This is a genomic window from Streptomyces sp. NPDC020681, assembly GCF_044334895.1.
Lineage (GTDB): Bacteria > Actinomycetota > Actinomycetes > Streptomycetales > Streptomycetaceae > Streptomyces.
This window is the reverse complement of sequence record NZ_JBIRTX010000009.1, coordinates 44344-59221: the sequence shown is the minus strand read 5'-3', so window position 1 is coordinate 59221 and position 14878 is coordinate 44344. Positions and strand designations below refer to the sequence as shown.

Here is a 14878-nt window from a genome sequence, read left to right as displayed (position 1 = left end):
GCCGTGCTGCATCTCCGGCCGCCGCCGGCGCGCGGCGCCCGCCGGCGGCAAAAGACCCGGTCCGGGGGTCGGGGCCCGGGGCTGTGGCCCTGCGTCGGTGGGTCATGGTCGCCAGGGCACGCGGTGTTCCGCCAGATGCGAGAGGACCGCGTGGTTCGCCTCCCACCCGTCGGGGAACTTCACCGTCACTCCCAGCTGGACCGGCTCCGTCGACGGGTGGTCGTCCAGCAGGTCCGAGACGCCCGCCCGGCACACCACGATGCACGCGTGCCGGTGCCGCGAGGCCAGGACGCACAGCCGGCCCGTCTCCAGATGGAACGCCGTCGCGTCCGGCCGGCCGGACAGCGGGTGCAGGACGACCGTGACGTCGTACTCCCGGCCCTGCAGCCGGTTCGCCGTGTCCACCGTCACATCCCGGACGCCGAGCTCCGCCAGCGCCGCCCGGACCGCCGCGGCCTGGTCGCGGTGGGCCGTGCCGACCGCGATCCGGTCCGCGGTCAGCGGGACGGGATCCGGCGCGCCCGTGCTGGTCGCGACGCCGCCGCGGTCCAGCAGCCGCCGGACCACCAGCGCGAGGGCCCGTACCGCCTCGGGGTCCGTACGCGGCGTGTGCCGGGCGGGCAGCTCCAGCAGGCCCCAGCCGGACTCCGCCGCCTCGTCGAGCACCCGGTCGGGGCCCGAGCCGTCCGACTCGACGGCGAACGAGAGCCGCCGGTCGCCGGGGCCGGTGCCGCTGCGGAACGGCGTGTACGGATAGAACGCGTCCGAGACGAGCGGCGCGGCCGACGCCGGCAGCCGCCAGGAGACCGGCAGCCGGTGCTGCGGCAGCTCCGGATTGTGCGCCAGCAGCGTGGTGACGGCGCTCGCCGACGGGTCGTACGACAGCCCGGCCCACTGGTCGGCGCCGACGATCGAGAACGGGTCCAGCTGACCCGGGTCGCCCACGAACAGCGCGCGCTCGAAGAGCCCGGCGACGGCGAGCAGCGCGTCCGAGCGCATCTGGTACGCCTCGTCCACGATCGCGTGCGGCCAGGCCTCCACGCCCTGCACATGCGCCCACTTCGCGGCGGTCGAGATGACGATCTCCAGGCCCGCGAGGTCGCCCGCCTTCGCGGACTTGCGGACGTTCGCGAGTTCGTCGAGCGCCTTGTCGTACGGGTCCGGGTCATTGCTGTGCAGCCGCCCGACCGGCAGCTCCGGGTCCTTCTCGGCGAGCCGCAGCACCAGGTCGTCGACCTGTGCGTTGGTCTGCGCGATGACCATCAACGGCCGTCCGGCCGCGGCCAGTTCGCGTGCGGCGTGCACCACGAGCGTGGACTTGCCCGCGCCGGGCGGAGAGTCCACGACGACGCCCCGGGCCGTGCCGTGCAGCGTGTCGCCGAGGATGGCTTCGGTGGCCCGCGCGGCCTCGGCGGCGGGATCGAACACTGCCCCGTTCACAGGACGTCCTCCGGGGTCACAGCGTCCGGGGCTTCCGCCGATGCGCCCGGTGGGCCGCCGTGGGTCCACGGAGTGTCCTCCGGGTCCGGCAGCTTCGGGCCGCCGCGCTGGTCGTGCTCGAACAGCGTCCAGGCGATCCGGTCGCCCTTGACCGGCACCGAGCCCTCCGCCGGCTCCTTGGCGCGGCCCATGCGGTCGGTCAGCCGCAGCACCAGGACGCCGTCGGCCTCGTACCGTACGAACTCCGCGGTCTGCGGCTTGCCTTCCAGCGAGCGGTACACCTTCGCCCGCTCACCGAGATGCGGACGGTCGTCCGTGCGCAGCGTGACCAGCGGGCGCGGGCTCGGCCGCTTCGACTCCGACCAGGCCATCACCACCTCCGTCACCTCGCCGACGAACGCCTCGCCCGTGAGCCTGCGCCCGGCCAGCACCAGCGGGTCGTCCAGCGCCTCCTGCGCCTCCAGTTGGGCCTGGGCCGTCTCGCGCGAGGCGAGCTTCTGCGCGGCCGTCACCGCGTCGTCGCGCCGCGGCTGCGGCGGCTCCCCTGCCCGTACGCGATCGCGGTGCGCGGTGAACGACCAGCGGTCCCGGGTCCAGCGGTCCGCGGCCCGGGAACCCTCGGGCAGCTCCCGCAGCAGCTCCAGGCCGCGCCACACCGCGTGCCAGGTCGGTTCCAGCTGGGTCAGCAGCAGCCGGCGGATCTCCCGCTCGGCGGCGGTCAGTTCGCCGAGCCGGGCATCCGCCACGGCTCCGTCCTCGGCCGCGCCGAGTGCCTGGCGCGCCCGGTCGTAGCGCTCGACGGCCGGGGCCAGCAGCCTGTTGTCGAAGGCCGGATCGGTGGCCGGGCCCGCGGGCGGGAAGAGCAACTGGCCCCGCGCGTCGCGCGCCAACTCGGCCCGCAGCGCCGCCTCCGCGCCCGATTCCCCTTCCGGCGCGTCGATCCAGGCGAGCAGCGCGCCCAAGTGCTGGTCCTCCAGCGACGACTGGCCCGTGGCCCAGTGCCGGGCCAGCAGATCGGTAGCCGCGAGCAGCAGGGAGGAACCCGGGACCCGCGCCCGCTCGCCGTAGTGCGTCAGCCAGCGGCCGAGCAGCGGCACGCGCGGCGGCGCGGGATACGGCGCGTCCGGGTCCTGCTCGGCGGTACGCCGGAACCGCATCGACCGGCCGAGCAGCCGTACGAAGTCGACGCCGGCCCGTCCGGGCACGATCAACTGCGGTGCGTCCGCGCACAGTTCGGCCTCGACCTTGACCCGCTTGCCGGTCTCCGGATCGGCCTCGGTCCGCTCGACCAGCTCGATGTCGTCGGCGTACGCGTCCAGATGCGGCAGCACGGCGTCCGCCAGCTCGGCCAGGAACGTGAACCGAAGTTCGCGGTCGCGCGGCTGCGGCACGACCAGCAGCCGCGGCTCCTTCTCGTCGGTGCCGACGAGAGCGCCGAGCGGCGCACCCGCCTCACCGGCCGTGGTGAGCGGTACGAGGACCAGCGGCCGGTCGGTCAGATGCCGGTGCCGTACGGTCGCGAGCCGGGTGGCCCGTCCCGATTCCACGGCCTCCAGCCGGGCGAGGGTGGAGATCAGCGACATCCGGCCGCCTCCAGGGCCTCGGCCCGCAGCGCCGCCGCCTTGCGCAGCGCGGCGACCGCCGGATCGTCGGGGCCGTCGGGGTCGACGGCCGTGTCCCGCGCCGCCGCCAGCACGTCGCCGATCGTCGTCAGCCCGCCCAGCTCACCGCGGACCGAACGGCCCAGCGCCGTCACCGCACCCGCCTCACGGGCCCGGTCACGGCAGTGGAAGGCCAGCTCGCACGCGGCCAGACACTCCGGTGCGTACGCCGCGTCCACCGACTCCACCGCGGCCGTCAGCTCCTCCGCGGGACGCTCCAGATCGAAGGTGGTGCCTTCCGGCAGCGCGGCGGCGATGTCCTCGATGCGGGTCAGCCGGGTCAGTTGGCGGCGGGTGACCGACAGCTGCTTGCGCACGTCGACGACCGACGCGGTCGGCAGATTGGAGAAGTCCTTGGGGCAGACCAGGAGGACCGAGTGGGCGACCCGCGCTCCGTCCGTCAGCGCGGCGACCCGCTCCAGCGCCAGTACGTACACCGCGGCCTGGCGGGCGGCCGCGCCGACCTTCGCCGCGTCCGCCGAGCCGTCGATCATCGGGAAGGACTTGATCTCGACGACCGTCCACCGGCCGTCGGGATGGACCACCACCGCGTCCGGTTCCAGATAGGCCGGTGAGCCCGCGACCTCCAGCGCCAGCATGGGGTGGTCGAGCAGCGTCCACGCCTGCGCGGCGGTCGCCTCGCGCAGCGCCAGCGCCGTGCGTGCCGCGCGGCCTTCAGGACCGGCCGCCGACAGATCGGGCACCAGGACCTCGGCCGGGGTGTCCACGCCGAGCAGCCGCAGCAGTTCGGTACCGCCGTCGGCCTTGACCTTCGCCTCGAAGGCATTGCCGCGCATGAAAGCGAACTGCGACTGCCCGAACGCCGCAGGAGCCCCGAGCGCCGTGGCGAGCGCGGCCTTGTCGACGCCGGCTCCGTCCAGCAGCGCACGCCGCTCGCAGCCCGGGTTCGCGGCGAGGGCCGCCAGCGCTCTGGCGTCCAGCGGATGCGGCTGCGCGGCCGGGCCGCGCAGCTCAGCGAGTCGCTGCCGGAGTGCTGTCGTCGGCGCCTGCGGACGAGGTCCGCTGTCCAGGGATTCGCTCACCCGCGGAAGTCTCGCATCCGGTGCTGACAATCGGGGACTTCGAGGCGGAAGGCAGCGGAGGGATACGGGTCCGCAGGCGGTCGGCGAGTCGCAGCGCGGGCCGCGTCAGCAGCGCGCCGGCGGCCATCACGGCGACGCCGGCGACCGCGTCGAGGAAGTAGTGGTTGGCGGTGCCCATCACCACGATCGTGGTGAGCAGGGGATAGGCGACGGCGATGACCTTCATCAGCGGCGTACGGCCGTGCCGCCACAGCATCACACCGCACCACAGCGCCCAGCCGACGTGCAGGCTCGGCATCGCCGCGTACTGATTGGTCATCCCGCCCATGCCGCGCGGCGCGCTCGCCTCGCCGCCCCACCAGCCGTACGAGCTGTACTGGGCCATCGTGTCGACGAAGCCGTATCCGGCGTCCAGCAGGCGCGGGGGGCAGGTCGGCAGGAGCGTGAAGCCGATGAGGCCGAGGAGGGTGGAGAGCAGCAGCCAGGTGCGGGCGGCGCGGTAGCCGGCGGGCCTGCGGCGGAAGAGCCAGATCAGGATGGCCGGGGTGACGAGATAGTGCAGCGACGCGTAGGCGAAGTCGGCGGGTATGCCGAGGGCCGGGGTCTTGGTGAACAGACGGTTGAGCGGATGCTCGGCATTGAGCAGGAGTGCCTTCTCGGCCCGGAGTATCGCGAGGCCGTGGTCGACCGCGGTCGACTCGTCGCCGCGCGCGAGCAGCCGGCCGCAGGTGTAGGCGCCGTAGACCACGACGATCAGCACCAGTTCGGTCCACCAGCGGGGCCGTTGGCGAGGCGCGGTGTACGGCATCCGGACGTTTCTCCATCGTGTGTTCTGGTGACCCGTTGGCCACCGGTCAACCGTACGGTGTATGGGACAGCACCCTGTCAGCGGGTCCCGGCGACCGGAAGACGCTGAGATCGTCCCGGAGGTTGCCCTGCGTTCAGGTGGGCGATGATGGAACGACACCGCATGTGAACCTCGGGAACCCCAGGGAGACCCGCCAGATGGCACCGCGCATTCTGCTCGCCCGGCACGGCCAGACCGAATGGTCCCTGCTCGGGAAGCACACCGGCAGGACGGACATCCCGCTGCTCGACGAGGGCCGCAGGGGAGCGAAGCTCCTCGGCGAGCGGCTGCACCGGTCGCCGTGGTCGGGTCTGCCGGACGTCGAGGTGCGCACCAGCCCGCTGTTGCGGGCGTCCGAGACCTGCGCGCTGGCGGGCTTCGCGGACCGGGCGACCGAGTGGGACGCGCTGATGGAGTGGGACTACGGCGCGTACGAGGGCCGGACGTCGACTCAGATCCAGGCGGAGCGTGCGGACTGGGTCATCTGGCGCGACGGGGTCCCGGAGGGCGAGTCACTGGCACAGGTCGGCGAGCGTGCGGACCAGGTGATCGCCTGGGCCCGGGACTCGGACCGCGACGTGCTGCTCTTCGCCCACGGCCACATCCTGCGCGTCCTCGCGGCCCGCTGGCTGGACCTGCCCCCGTCCTTCGCGGCCCACCTCCGCCTGGACCCGACGGCGCTTTCGGTACTGGGCTGGGCCTACGGGGACCCGGCGCTGGACCGCTGGAACGACACGTCGCACATGGAGCGTTGAGGTCCCGCCGCTGGTCACAGCGGGAGCGCGGCGTCTTCGTGGCGGTCGAGGAAGGACGCGATTTGAGCGGCCCGGCGGTGGGGGCGCAGGACGCGGGACGTCGTCGCGAGCATCGACTGGATGCGCGAGGACTGCACGCCGTCCAGGAGGTCCAGGACCTGGTGGCCCGCCGAGGCCGCCTCGTCGGGGCGGCCGCCGCGCGCCAGGTCCGTTGCCAACTCCGCCCGGTACAGCGCCAGATTCCGGGTGAACCGGCGGTCCTGGAGCGTGGCCGCACGACGGGCATGGCGGATCGCCCGCGGCCAGTCGTCCAGCGCCGCCCAGCACTGGGCCTGCAGCGCCTCCAGCTCCGGCTCGCCGAAGAAGGACATCCACTCGGGGTCGGCCTCGGCCGCGCCGCGTTCGAAGTACGCGTGCGCCCGGGCCAGCGCCTGCTCGCAGGACGTACGGTCCCGAAGTCCCGCCCAGCCGCCCGCTTCCCGCAGCGCGAGAAGCGACAGCAGCCGAGGTGAGGCCAGCCGGCGGGCCGCGCGCTGGCCCGCCTGGGCCGCGCGGACCGCCTCGCGGTACCGGCCTGCGTCCCTGGCCAGGAAGGACGTGTTGCAAAAGGCGTGCGCCTCCAGCGCCGGATCGCCCGACACCCGCGCCGTCGCCAGCGCCTCCGCGTAGTGCGAGCGCGCATCCTCGAGACGGCCCGAGTCATGTGCCAGCCAGCCCACGGAGATGGCGAGTTCGCCCGCTCCGGAGTGCAGCCGGTCCGCGGTGGAGCTGCGCGCCGTCATGCCCGCGTCGAGCAGTGCGTACGCCGCGCGCAGCGGCTGCGCGGCCCGCTGGTACAGCCCGTCCGCGCCGTGCCGGTCGTCCAGCAGCCGGATCCGCCGTACGGCCTCCTCGACGGCGTGCACCTCCGTGTCGCCGACCCGGCGCTGTGCGGGCACCAGGCCGATCCCGAACCCGAAGGACGCGGCCGCCACCGTGGCGGTACCGCTCGTCATGAATGCGCGACGCAGCACGTCGCTCTCCTCGTCGCTGTCGATGTCACTGTTGCCGTCGCCGAGCGCACCAAGAGGCGACTGCGGCAGCCGGCCACGTCCGCTCCCGCCCCGCACCCGTTCCCGCGCCGTGAAGCCCAGATCCGCGAGTGTCAGACCGGGGAACAGGTGCAGGAACACGCGCTCGTACGCGTAGTTGGGACAGCGGATCTCGCCGGCCTCGACGCGCCCTACATAGCGGGCGTCGCACGAGACCTGCTCGCCGATCTCTCGAGCGGCCTTGCGTACCGCCGCCGCGAACTCTCCCGGCGAGCGCTGTCCGCGCAGCCGCCGGAAGGCGAGGTTGGGAACCGCCTGTGATGGCTGTGACGACGACCCCATGGCAGAGCCCCCTCTTGGTGCTGCCGTGCTCCGGCGGAGCAAGAACGTACCTGCTGTGACAGACCGCGCACGCAGGGTTTGCCTACAAAAGGGATAACTCCCCCGCGATCTGCCATGAAGTGCCATCCTTTGCGGCGGTGTGCCGCCGTAGCCCTTGACGGCAACGGGCGTTGAACCATGCGGAGACCCGCTACGTGTCTCCACTCGAGCGAGGAGGGGATCCCCTTGTTGGAGGTCGGCATGGAGAAGAGCACCGCGACGACCGCTCGGCACCGGCCAAGCCCGGACGGCAGCGCACCTCCCGGCGGACGCGCCGCCGGCCCTGCCGAGCCCTGCGACCTGGTCACCGTTCCCGCCCGGCAGGGCCTCGAAGCGGTGGACATCATGCGCCGGGCCGCCGACCCGGCGGCGGCCGTGGGTCCCGTGCTGCACGACGGGTCCTGCGACACCGTCGGCTTCCTGGTGCCGCCCGGTACGGCGGACGGCTGGGACATGCCGGGCAGCGCCTGTACGCAGACCTCGGGACACGGACTGCGCATTCCGGCCGAGCCTCCGGTGCGGGGCAGCGGCTGGCTGCTTCCGCCGGGCGACGCGGAAGAGGTCACGGATCCGGAGGCGCTGCGCGAGGCGCTGGACGAGGCCGCCCGTCTCATCCGGGCCGCCGACAGCCGCCGCTAGGGCGGTTCCGGACGCCGCTCGGCCCGGCCGCCCGCCCCGCGCAGGCGGGGGCCCGCCACCTGCCGCGATAATGGTGGCGTGGCGAAGAGCAAGCGACGCAAGGGCGGGGGCGGTGCCCCCGAGACCCTTGCGGTGCCGGTGGACGGCGGGCTCGCCGAGCTGGTGCCCGATCGCGAGCGGCCGCGCGGCTGGACGCTGCTCCTCGACGGCGCGCCGCAGTCCCATGTCGATCTCGACGACCCGGTCCATCTCTCCTTCGAGTACCAGCGCCGCCTCGGTCATGTCGCCGATCTCGCCGCCCCGCCCGGCCGCCCGCTCCAGGTCGTCCATCTCGGCGGCGGAGCCTTCACGCTCGCCCGCTACATCGCCGCGACCCGCCCGCGTTCCACCCAGCAGATCGTCGAGCTGGACGCCTCGCTCGTCCAACTGGTCCGGCAGCAGCTGCCGTTGGACCCGGGTGCCCGGATACGCGTACGGTCCGCGGACGCCCGCGAGGGACTCGGCAGGATCGCCGACGGCTGGGCCGACCTGGTCATAGCGGACGTCTTCAGCGGCGCCCGAACGCCGGCACATCTGACCAGCACGGAGTTCCTCGCCGACGTACGAAGGGTGCTGCGGCCCGGCGGGCAGTACGCCGCGAATCTCGCCGACGGCCCGCCGCTCAGCCATCTGCGCGCCCAAGTCGCCACCGCCGCCGCGCTGTTCCCGGAGCTCGCGCTCGCGGCGGATCCGACCGTGCTGCGCGGCCGCCGCTTCGGCAACGCCGTGCTGCTCGCGTCCGACCTGCCGCTGGCCGTGCCTGAACTGACCCGGCGGGTGGCGAGCGACCCGCATCCCGGCCGCGTCGAACACGGCAGGTCACTAACAGACTTCACGGGCGGCGCGCCGCCGGTCACGGACGCCAGCGCCAGACCGTCACCGGTCCCGCCACCCGCGGTCTTCCGCTAGGGCCTGTCGTCTGGATCTTGCCGGGCTCGCGTGCCCTGGTGCCGCGCCTCGCCGCGTTGTCGTCGGTCGGCATGGCTCCGCCATGCCTCCCTCCTCCGCCTTGCGATCCACGGCACCAGAGCCCGCTCACTCATCCGGCCTGATCCAGACGAAAGGCCCTAGGTCGTGTCCGGTCGCGAGGCGCGCGGGGTCCGGGGCCGCGCCCCGGTCACAACCGACTAGCGCTCGTCGAACTGGACCATCGGCGGATGGCCGTTCCATGTGCAGAACACCGAGACCTCGCGGCCGTCCTTGGTGAACGTCACGCGGATCCACTCCGGCTGTGTCCACACCTGCATCTGCCAGCCCGCGTTCGGCGTCGCCGATGCCAGCTCGGCCGACGTGGCGCCGATGTCGAACACGACCCGGCCGCCGTCGACGGTGTAGCCCTTCACATTTCCGGACGGACTGGTCGCCGAACTGGGCGGCTTCGACGGCTTCTTGGCCGACGGGGTCGCCGACGGGCCGCGCTCCGTCTCCGAAGGGCTCGGCTTCTTCGTCGGGCTCGGCGCCCGATGCGTGGACGACGCCTGTGGCTTCGCGCCCTGCGTGGTGGAGTCCGCGTTGATCGGCAGCGCGCGTGGCCGGTCGTAGGCGGTCCCGGACATGACGGTGTGGACGCCCCACCAGGACAGCGTGACCGCCGCGCCGGTGGACATCGACCACGCCATGGCATGTACAAGTCCTCTACGCATCGGGGCCATACTGCACCACGCGCCCCACACGTGTCCCCAAGAGGAGCGAGATGCTCCGGATGGTCACCGGGTTATTCCTGATGGCGACCGGGATACCTCGTATGGCGTACGGTGCCGCCCATGGCAAGTGTGCTCGTGGTCGAGGACGACCAGTTCGTGCGCTCCGCCCTCATCCGGCACCTGACCGAGGCTTCCCACACGGTACGGAGCGTCGGCACGGCCCTCGAGGCGTTGCGCGAGGTGGCCCATATCCGTTTCGACGTGGTGATTCTCGACCTCGGCCTGCCCGATCTGGACGGGGCCGAGGCGCTGAAGATGCTGCGCGGGATCACCGACGTACCCGTGATCATCGCCACAGCGCGGGACGACGAGACGGAGATAGTCCGGCTGCTCAACGACGGCGCGGACGACTACCTCATCAAGCCCTTCTCGGTGGAGCACCTGTCCGCGCGGATGGCCGCCGTGCTGCGCCGTTCACGGGCCGCCGCCGGTGAGGCCCCGCCCTCGCGGGTGCTCCAGGTCGGCGGGCTCTGCATCGACCCGCTGCGCCGCCAGGCCGAGCTCGACGGCGCGGCGCTCGACCTGACGCGGCGTGAGTTCGACCTGCTGGCGTTTCTGGCCGGGCGGCCCGGCGTGGTCGTACCGCGCAAGGAACTGCTCGCCGAGGTCTGGCAGCTGAGCTACGGCGACGACCAGACCATTGACGTCCATCTGAGCTGGCTGCGTCGCAAGCTCGGTGAGACCGCGGCAAGGCCCCGCTATCTGCACACGCTGCGGGGAGTCGGAGTGAAGCTGGAACCGCCGAACGGACAACAGCCATGAGATGGGCCCTCGTCAAGGTTTCGCTGGCCGTCACGGTGATGGTGGTGCTGGCGTTCGCCGTGCCGCTCGGGCTCGTCATCAAGGAGATGGCCCGCGACCGCGCGTTCTCCAACGCCGAGCGGCAGGCCGCGGCGATCGGCCCGACCCTGTCCATCACCGCCGAACGCGGCCCGCTGGAGCGGGCCGTCATGTCCACCCAGGCCGGCGCGGCCGGGCGGATGGCGGTGCACATACCGGCCTCCGGCGAGCCCGGCAGCGTACCGGTGGAGATCGGACAGCGCCGGGCCGCGCGGATCGACCTGGCCACCACGCAGCGGCTCGGCCGCGCCTCCATCACCGATGTCGTCGGCGGCTCCGCGCTGCTGCAGCCCACCGCGATCGGCACCGGCCAGATCGCGGTCGTCGAGGTGTTCGTGCCCGAGGGCGAGGTCAGCAACGGCATCACCACCGCCTGGCTGGTGCTCGCCGTCGTCGGCATTGCGCTGGTGGTCGGCTCCGTCGCCGTCGCCGACCGGCTCGGCATCCGGATGGTGCAGCCCGCGCAACGCCTCGCGGGCGCGGCCCACGACCTGGGCGAGGGAAAACTCGGCGCGCGCGTCCCGGAGGAGGGCCCGACCGAACTGCGCTCCGCCGCGATCGCCTTCAACGCCATGGCCGACCAGGTGGTCCAGCTCCTCGCCAACGAACGCGAACTCGCCGCGGACCTCTCGCACCGGCTCCGTACGCCGCTCACCGTGCTGCGCCTGAACGCGGCGTCGCTCGGCGAAGGACCGGCCGCCGACCAGACCAGGGCCGCGGTCGAGCAGCTGGAGCGCGAGGTCGACACGATCATCCGCACCGCGCGGGAGGCCAAGCCGCAGACCATGGCGAGCGGGCCGGGCTCTGGCTGCGACGCCTCCGAAGTGGTCCGCGAGCGGATGGACTTCTGGTCCGCGCTCGCCGAGGACGAAGGCCGCAAGGTGCGCGTGGCGGGCGTCGACCGTCCCGTACGGATCCCGGTAGCCCGGCCCGAACTGGCCGCTGCGCTCGACGCGCTGCTCGGCAACGTCTTCCGTCACACACGCGTCGGCACGGCCTTCTCCGTCGACGTCCACAACGGCGAGGACGCGGTCATAGTCCTCGTCTCGGACGCCGGCCCGGGAATCGCCGACCCGGAGGCGGCCATGGCCCGCGGCAACAGCGGCGGCCGGGCCGGCTCGACGGGCCTCGGCCTGGACATCGTGCGCCGCGTCGCTGAGTCGACGGGCGGCGACGTCCGTATCGGCAGCTCGGTGCTGGGCGGCACGGAGGTCCGCATCTGGATCGGCCTCGAACCGGCGGGAGGCGCTCCGGGCGTGCGCCGAGGCCACCGGGGGACGGTCAGACGCCGCAAGCGGGCAACGGTCTGACTCCCTGGGCCGAGCAGCGCAAACGTGTCACTGGTCTCCACCATTAATCCGCTCCGATGCCTTCCTTAAGGCCGTCCTAAGAACCACAACTCCTGCCCTGAACTGGTCATTTGTCCGTTTCGGGCCCGCTAGCGTGCTGCCACACCCCCCACCCCCGTAACAGAGGTAGGCAGGCAATGGGCACCAGTACGCATCGGCGCACCGCGAGCGTCAGGACCAAGGCGGTCGGCGCGATCGTGGCGGCCGCCGTGATCGGCGGCGCGGCTTTCGCTCTCGCGGGCACCGCACAAGCCGCCTCGGTCGGCGCCGCGTACACCAAGACCAGCTCCTGGACCGGTGGCTACACCGGCCAGTACGTCATCACCAATGCCACCGACAAGGCACAGTCGGGCTGGACGCTCGAGTTCGACCTCCCGGCGGGGACCACGATCAGCTCGCTGTGGAACGGCGAGCACACGGTCAAGGGCCGGCACATCACCGTGAAGCCCGCGAGCTGGAACAAGGAGCTCGCGCCCGGCAAGTCCGTCACGGTCGGCTTCGTGACCGCCGCCGGCGGATCGGCGACCGCCGCCGACCCGACGTCGTGTCTCATCAACAAGGTCAAGTGCTCGGTCGACGACGGCGCGACGCCGCAGCCCAGCGGCCGTCCCACCGAGGCCCCGAAGCCGACCCCGACGCCGACGGCGACCAAGCCGCCCACACAGCAGCCCACCCCGACCAAGCCGCCGACGCCGACTCCGACGCCCACCCAGACCGGCAGCCCGAAGGCCACCGCGGGCTTCGCGCCGTACATCGACACCTCGCTCTACCCGGCGTACGACATGCTGGACGCTTCGGCGCAGACCGGGGTCAAGGAGTTCAACCTGGCCTTCATCACCTCCGGCGGTGCCTGCGCGCCGCTCTGGGGCGGTGTCACCGACCTGAACAGCAACGCCGTCGCGAACCAGATAGGTGACCTGCGTGCCAAGGGCGGCGACGTCCGCGTCTCCTTCGGCGGCGCGGCAGGCTCCGAACTCGGCCTGCGCTGTGCCTCGGCCGACGAGCTGGCGAAGGCGTACGGCAAGGTCATCGACGCGTACAAGCTCACCAAGGTCGACTTCGACATCGAGGGCGCGGCCCTGCCGGACACCGCCGCCAACACCCGCCGCTCGCAGGCCATCGCGGCGCTGCAGAAGTCGCATCCGAACCTGGATGTCTCCTTCACGCTGCCGGTCATGCCGGAGGGCCTGACGCAGCCCGGCGTGGACCTGATCGCCGACGCGAAGAAGAGCGGCGTGAAGATCTCCGCGGTCAACATCATGGCGATGGACTACGGACCGGCCTACAGCGGTGACATGGGCCAGTACGCGATCCAGGCGGCGACCGCGACCCAGGCGCAGATCAAGGGCGTGCTCGGGCTGTCGGACGCGGCGGCGTGGAAGGCGGTCGCCGTCACGCCGATGATCGGCGTGAACGACGTCGTGACCGAGATCTTCAAGGTCGAGGACGCTTCTCAGCTGGTCGAGTTCGCGAAGTCCAAGGACATGGGCTGGCTGTCGATGTGGTCCTCGACGCGTGACAAGCAGTGCGCGGGCGGCGAGAAGCCCGCGGCGGACGCGACGTGCAGCTCGATCCTGCAGTCCCCGCTGGCGTTCACGAAGGCTTTCGCCGCCTACAAGTAGCCCCGGCTGCCACCCCCCACCCACCCCCCACGCGCGCGTTCCGGCCGGCCACCCCCCACCCGGCCGGGACGCGCGTTTCTCCGTCAGGACGCCGGCATGTCCGGCAGCACACCCGTCCGTGCCAGCTCCGCGTACCAGCGGGCGCTCGACTTGGGCGTGCGGGTCTGCGTCTCGTAGTCGACGTACACCGCGCCGAAGCGCTTGCCGTAGCCGTACGCCCACTCGAAGTTGTCCATCAGGGACCAGAGGAAGTAGCCGCGTACGTCCGCGCCGTCGTCCATCGCCCGGTGCACGGCCGCGAGATGGCCCTGCAGATAGCGGATGCGGTCCGGGTCGTGGACGGAGCCGTCGGCGGCGGGCTTGTCGTCGTACGCCGCGCCGTTCTCGGTGATCATCAGCGGCAGGCCCGGCGCCTCGCGCGTGTAGTGCATCAGCAGGTCGTATAGGCCGGTCGGGTCGATGGACCAGCCCATCTCCGTGCGGTCGCCGGGCGGTTGGTGGAAGGAGACGCTGTCCGCTCCGGGCCAAGGCGAGTGCTCGCTCGCTCCATGGCCATCGCTTCGCTCGGGGTGACTGTCAGTGGCAGCGGATACAACTGCGGGTGAGTAGTAGTTCAGTCCGAGCGAGTCCAGGGGGTGCCGGATGACGGCCAGATCGTCGCCGTGGACGAAGGACCAGTCGGTCAGCTGGGCGGTGTCCGCGAAGAGGTCCTGCGGATACGCACCGCTCAGCAGCGGGTCCGCGAAGACGCGGTTCGCGAGCGCGTCGATACGGCGCTTGGCGTCCAGGTCCGCCGGGCTCTGGCTGCCGGCTCTGACGACGCTCGGATTGAGGCTGATGGACAGCTGGGCGTGGCTGGGGAGCGTGCCGCGCAGCGCCTGGGCGGCCAGGCCGTGGGCGAGATTGAGATGGTGGGCGGCGCGCAGCGCGGCCACCGGGTCGGTGCGGCCCGGGGCGTGGACACCGGAGCCGTATCCGAGGAAGGCGCTGCACCAGGGCTCGTTGAGGGTGGTCCACATATCGACGCGGTCGCCGAGCGCGTCGGCGACGATCCGGGCGTAGTCGGCGAAGCGGTGCGCCGTCTCGCGCTCCGGCCAGCCGCCGGCGGACTCCAGCTCCTGCGGCAGATCCCAGTGGTAGAGCGTGAGCACCGGCTTGATGCCGTGGTCGAGCAGATCGTCGACGAGTCCGCGGTAGAAGTCGAGGCCGGGCTGGACGGCGGGACCGCGGCCGGTCGGCTGCACCCGCGGCCAGGAGACCGAGAAGCGGTACGCGCCGAGTCCGAGATCCGCCATCAGCCGGACGTCGTCGGCGCGGCGGTGGAAGTGGTCGGTGGCGGTGTCCCCGGTGTCGCCGTTCTCGGTCTTGCCGGGCGTGTGGCTGAAGGTGTCCCAGATCGACGGTGTGCGGCCGCCTTCCCGCACGGCGCCCTCGATCTGGTACGCGGCGGTGGCCGAGCCCCACAGAAACCCGGGCGGAAAGCTGACAGACATGGACGAGCTCCCAACGTGTGCGTGAGGACAGTGAG

At 72.4% G+C, this 14878-nt stretch carries 13 protein-coding genes; 6 read left to right on the top strand and 7 right to left on the bottom strand.

Going from position 1 to position 14878, the window contains the following annotated elements; translation table 11 throughout:
• Window positions 1–102: 102 nt before the first annotated feature.
• The 4 genes from ACH4YL_RS22295 to ACH4YL_RS22280 are packed head-to-tail and all read right to left on the bottom strand — an operon-like array spanning window position 103 to window position 4952.
• The gene (locus tag ACH4YL_RS22295; protein WP_398509154.1) at window positions 103–1440 is read right to left on the bottom strand and encodes an AAA domain-containing protein; all 1338 of its coding nucleotides are present in this window, start codon (window positions 1438–1440) and stop codon (window positions 103–105) included.
• Window positions 1437–3023 (bottom strand): hypothetical protein, encoded by a 1587-nt coding sequence (locus ACH4YL_RS22290; RefSeq protein WP_398509153.1) that lies wholly within the window; start codon window positions 3021–3023, stop codon window positions 1437–1439. Before ACH4YL_RS22290 ends, ACH4YL_RS22295 begins: the two co-directional genes overlap by 4 nt.
• On the bottom strand, window positions 3014–4144 hold the full coding sequence (locus tag ACH4YL_RS22285; RefSeq protein ID WP_398509152.1) for a hypothetical protein: 1131 nt from the start codon (window positions 4142–4144) through the stop codon (window positions 3014–3016). The genes ACH4YL_RS22290 and ACH4YL_RS22285 overlap by 10 nt, the downstream gene beginning before the upstream one ends.
• Window positions 4074–4952: a phosphatase PAP2 family protein gene (locus tag ACH4YL_RS22280; protein WP_398509151.1), complete on the bottom strand. Its 879-nt coding sequence runs from the start codon at window positions 4950–4952 to the stop codon at window positions 4074–4076. The genes ACH4YL_RS22285 and ACH4YL_RS22280 overlap by 71 nt, the downstream gene beginning before the upstream one ends.
• A 197-nt stretch (window positions 4953–5149) precedes the next feature.
• On the opposite strand from ACH4YL_RS22280, the gene ACH4YL_RS22275 reads away from it, so the two are divergent.
• The gene (locus ACH4YL_RS22275) at window positions 5150–5746 is read left to right on the top strand and encodes a histidine phosphatase family protein (RefSeq protein ID WP_398509150.1); all 597 of its coding nucleotides are present in this window, start codon (window positions 5150–5152) and stop codon (window positions 5744–5746) included.
• A gap of 14 nt (window positions 5747–5760) precedes the next feature.
• Here ACH4YL_RS22275 and ACH4YL_RS22270 read toward each other — a convergent pair whose 3' ends face one another.
• Window positions 5761–7119 carry a tetratricopeptide repeat protein gene (locus ACH4YL_RS22270; RefSeq protein ID WP_398509149.1) on the bottom strand — a complete coding sequence of 453 codons (1359 nt, stop codon included), beginning with the start codon at window positions 7117–7119 and terminating at the stop codon, window positions 5761–5763.
• Window positions 7120–7359: 240 nt separating this feature from the next.
• Here ACH4YL_RS22270 and ACH4YL_RS22265 point away from each other — a divergent pair, with 240 nt between their 5' ends.
• Together ACH4YL_RS22265 and ACH4YL_RS22260 are read left to right on the top strand one after the other, a co-directional pair.
• Window positions 7360–7797, top strand: coding sequence for a hypothetical protein (locus ACH4YL_RS22265; protein ID WP_398509148.1), 438 nt, complete (start codon window positions 7360–7362; stop codon window positions 7795–7797).
• A gap of 78 nt (window positions 7798–7875) precedes the next feature.
• Window positions 7876–8745 carry a spermidine synthase gene (locus ACH4YL_RS22260; protein WP_398509147.1) on the top strand — a complete coding sequence of 290 codons (870 nt, stop codon included), beginning with the start codon at window positions 7876–7878 and terminating at the stop codon, window positions 8743–8745.
• Between the two features lie 218 nt (window positions 8746–8963).
• Here ACH4YL_RS22260 and ACH4YL_RS22255 read toward each other — a convergent pair whose 3' ends face one another.
• The gene (locus tag ACH4YL_RS22255; RefSeq protein ID WP_398509146.1) at window positions 8964–9479 is read right to left on the bottom strand and encodes a hypothetical protein; all 516 of its coding nucleotides are present in this window, start codon (window positions 9477–9479) and stop codon (window positions 8964–8966) included.
• A gap of 120 nt (window positions 9480–9599) precedes the next feature.
• On the opposite strand from ACH4YL_RS22255, the gene ACH4YL_RS22250 reads away from it, so the two are divergent.
• From ACH4YL_RS22250 to ACH4YL_RS22240, 3 genes are all read left to right on the top strand, one after another.
• A complete protein-coding gene (locus ACH4YL_RS22250) occupies window positions 9600–10301 on the top strand; it encodes a response regulator transcription factor (RefSeq protein ID WP_398509145.1) in 702 nt (233 codons plus the stop codon).
• Window positions 10298–11689, top strand: a complete 1392-nt coding sequence (locus tag ACH4YL_RS22245) for a sensor histidine kinase (protein WP_398509144.1) — start codon at window positions 10298–10300, stop codon at window positions 11687–11689. Before ACH4YL_RS22250 ends, ACH4YL_RS22245 begins: the two co-directional genes overlap by 4 nt.
• A gap of 176 nt (window positions 11690–11865) precedes the next feature.
• Complete coding sequence (locus tag ACH4YL_RS22240; RefSeq protein WP_398509143.1) at window positions 11866–13350, top strand: cellulose binding domain-containing protein; 1485 nt, start codon at window positions 11866–11868, stop codon at window positions 13348–13350.
• A gap of 83 nt (window positions 13351–13433) precedes the next feature.
• On the opposite strand, the gene ACH4YL_RS22235 is transcribed toward ACH4YL_RS22240, so the two are convergent.
• Entirely contained in the window at window positions 13434–14843 is a 1410-nt protein-coding gene (locus ACH4YL_RS22235) for a GH1 family beta-glucosidase (protein ID WP_398509142.1), read from the bottom strand.
• Window positions 14844–14878: the final 35 nt, after the last annotated feature.

What these genes read in the sequence shown, in the direction of transcription:
- ACH4YL_RS22290 (WP_398509153.1), bottom strand. Translation starts at nt 3,023, where the DNA reads ATGTCGCTGATCTCCACCCTCGCCCGGCTGGAGGCCGTGGAATCGGGA.
- ACH4YL_RS22280 (WP_398509151.1), bottom strand. Translation starts at nt 4,952, where the DNA reads ATGCCGTACACCGCGCCTCGCCAACGGCCCCGCTGGTGGACCGAACTG.
- ACH4YL_RS22275 (WP_398509150.1), top strand. Translation starts at nt 5,150, where the DNA reads ATGGCACCGCGCATTCTGCTCGCCCGGCACGGCCAGACCGAATGGTCC.
- ACH4YL_RS22270 (WP_398509149.1), bottom strand. Translation starts at nt 7,119, where the DNA reads ATGGGGTCGTCGTCACAGCCATCACAGGCGGTTCCCAACCTCGCCTTC.
- ACH4YL_RS22265 (WP_398509148.1), top strand. Translation starts at nt 7,360, where the DNA reads ATGGAGAAGAGCACCGCGACGACCGCTCGGCACCGGCCAAGCCCGGAC.
- ACH4YL_RS22255 (WP_398509146.1), bottom strand. Translation starts at nt 9,479, where the DNA reads ATGCGTAGAGGACTTGTACATGCCATGGCGTGGTCGATGTCCACCGGC.
- ACH4YL_RS22250 (WP_398509145.1), top strand. Translation starts at nt 9,600, where the DNA reads ATGGCAAGTGTGCTCGTGGTCGAGGACGACCAGTTCGTGCGCTCCGCC.
- ACH4YL_RS22245 (WP_398509144.1), top strand. Translation starts at nt 10,298, where the DNA reads ATGAGATGGGCCCTCGTCAAGGTTTCGCTGGCCGTCACGGTGATGGTG.
- ACH4YL_RS22240 (WP_398509143.1), top strand. Translation starts at nt 11,866, where the DNA reads ATGGGCACCAGTACGCATCGGCGCACCGCGAGCGTCAGGACCAAGGCG.
- ACH4YL_RS22235 (WP_398509142.1), bottom strand. Translation starts at nt 14,843, where the DNA reads ATGTCTGTCAGCTTTCCGCCCGGGTTTCTGTGGGGCTCGGCCACCGCC.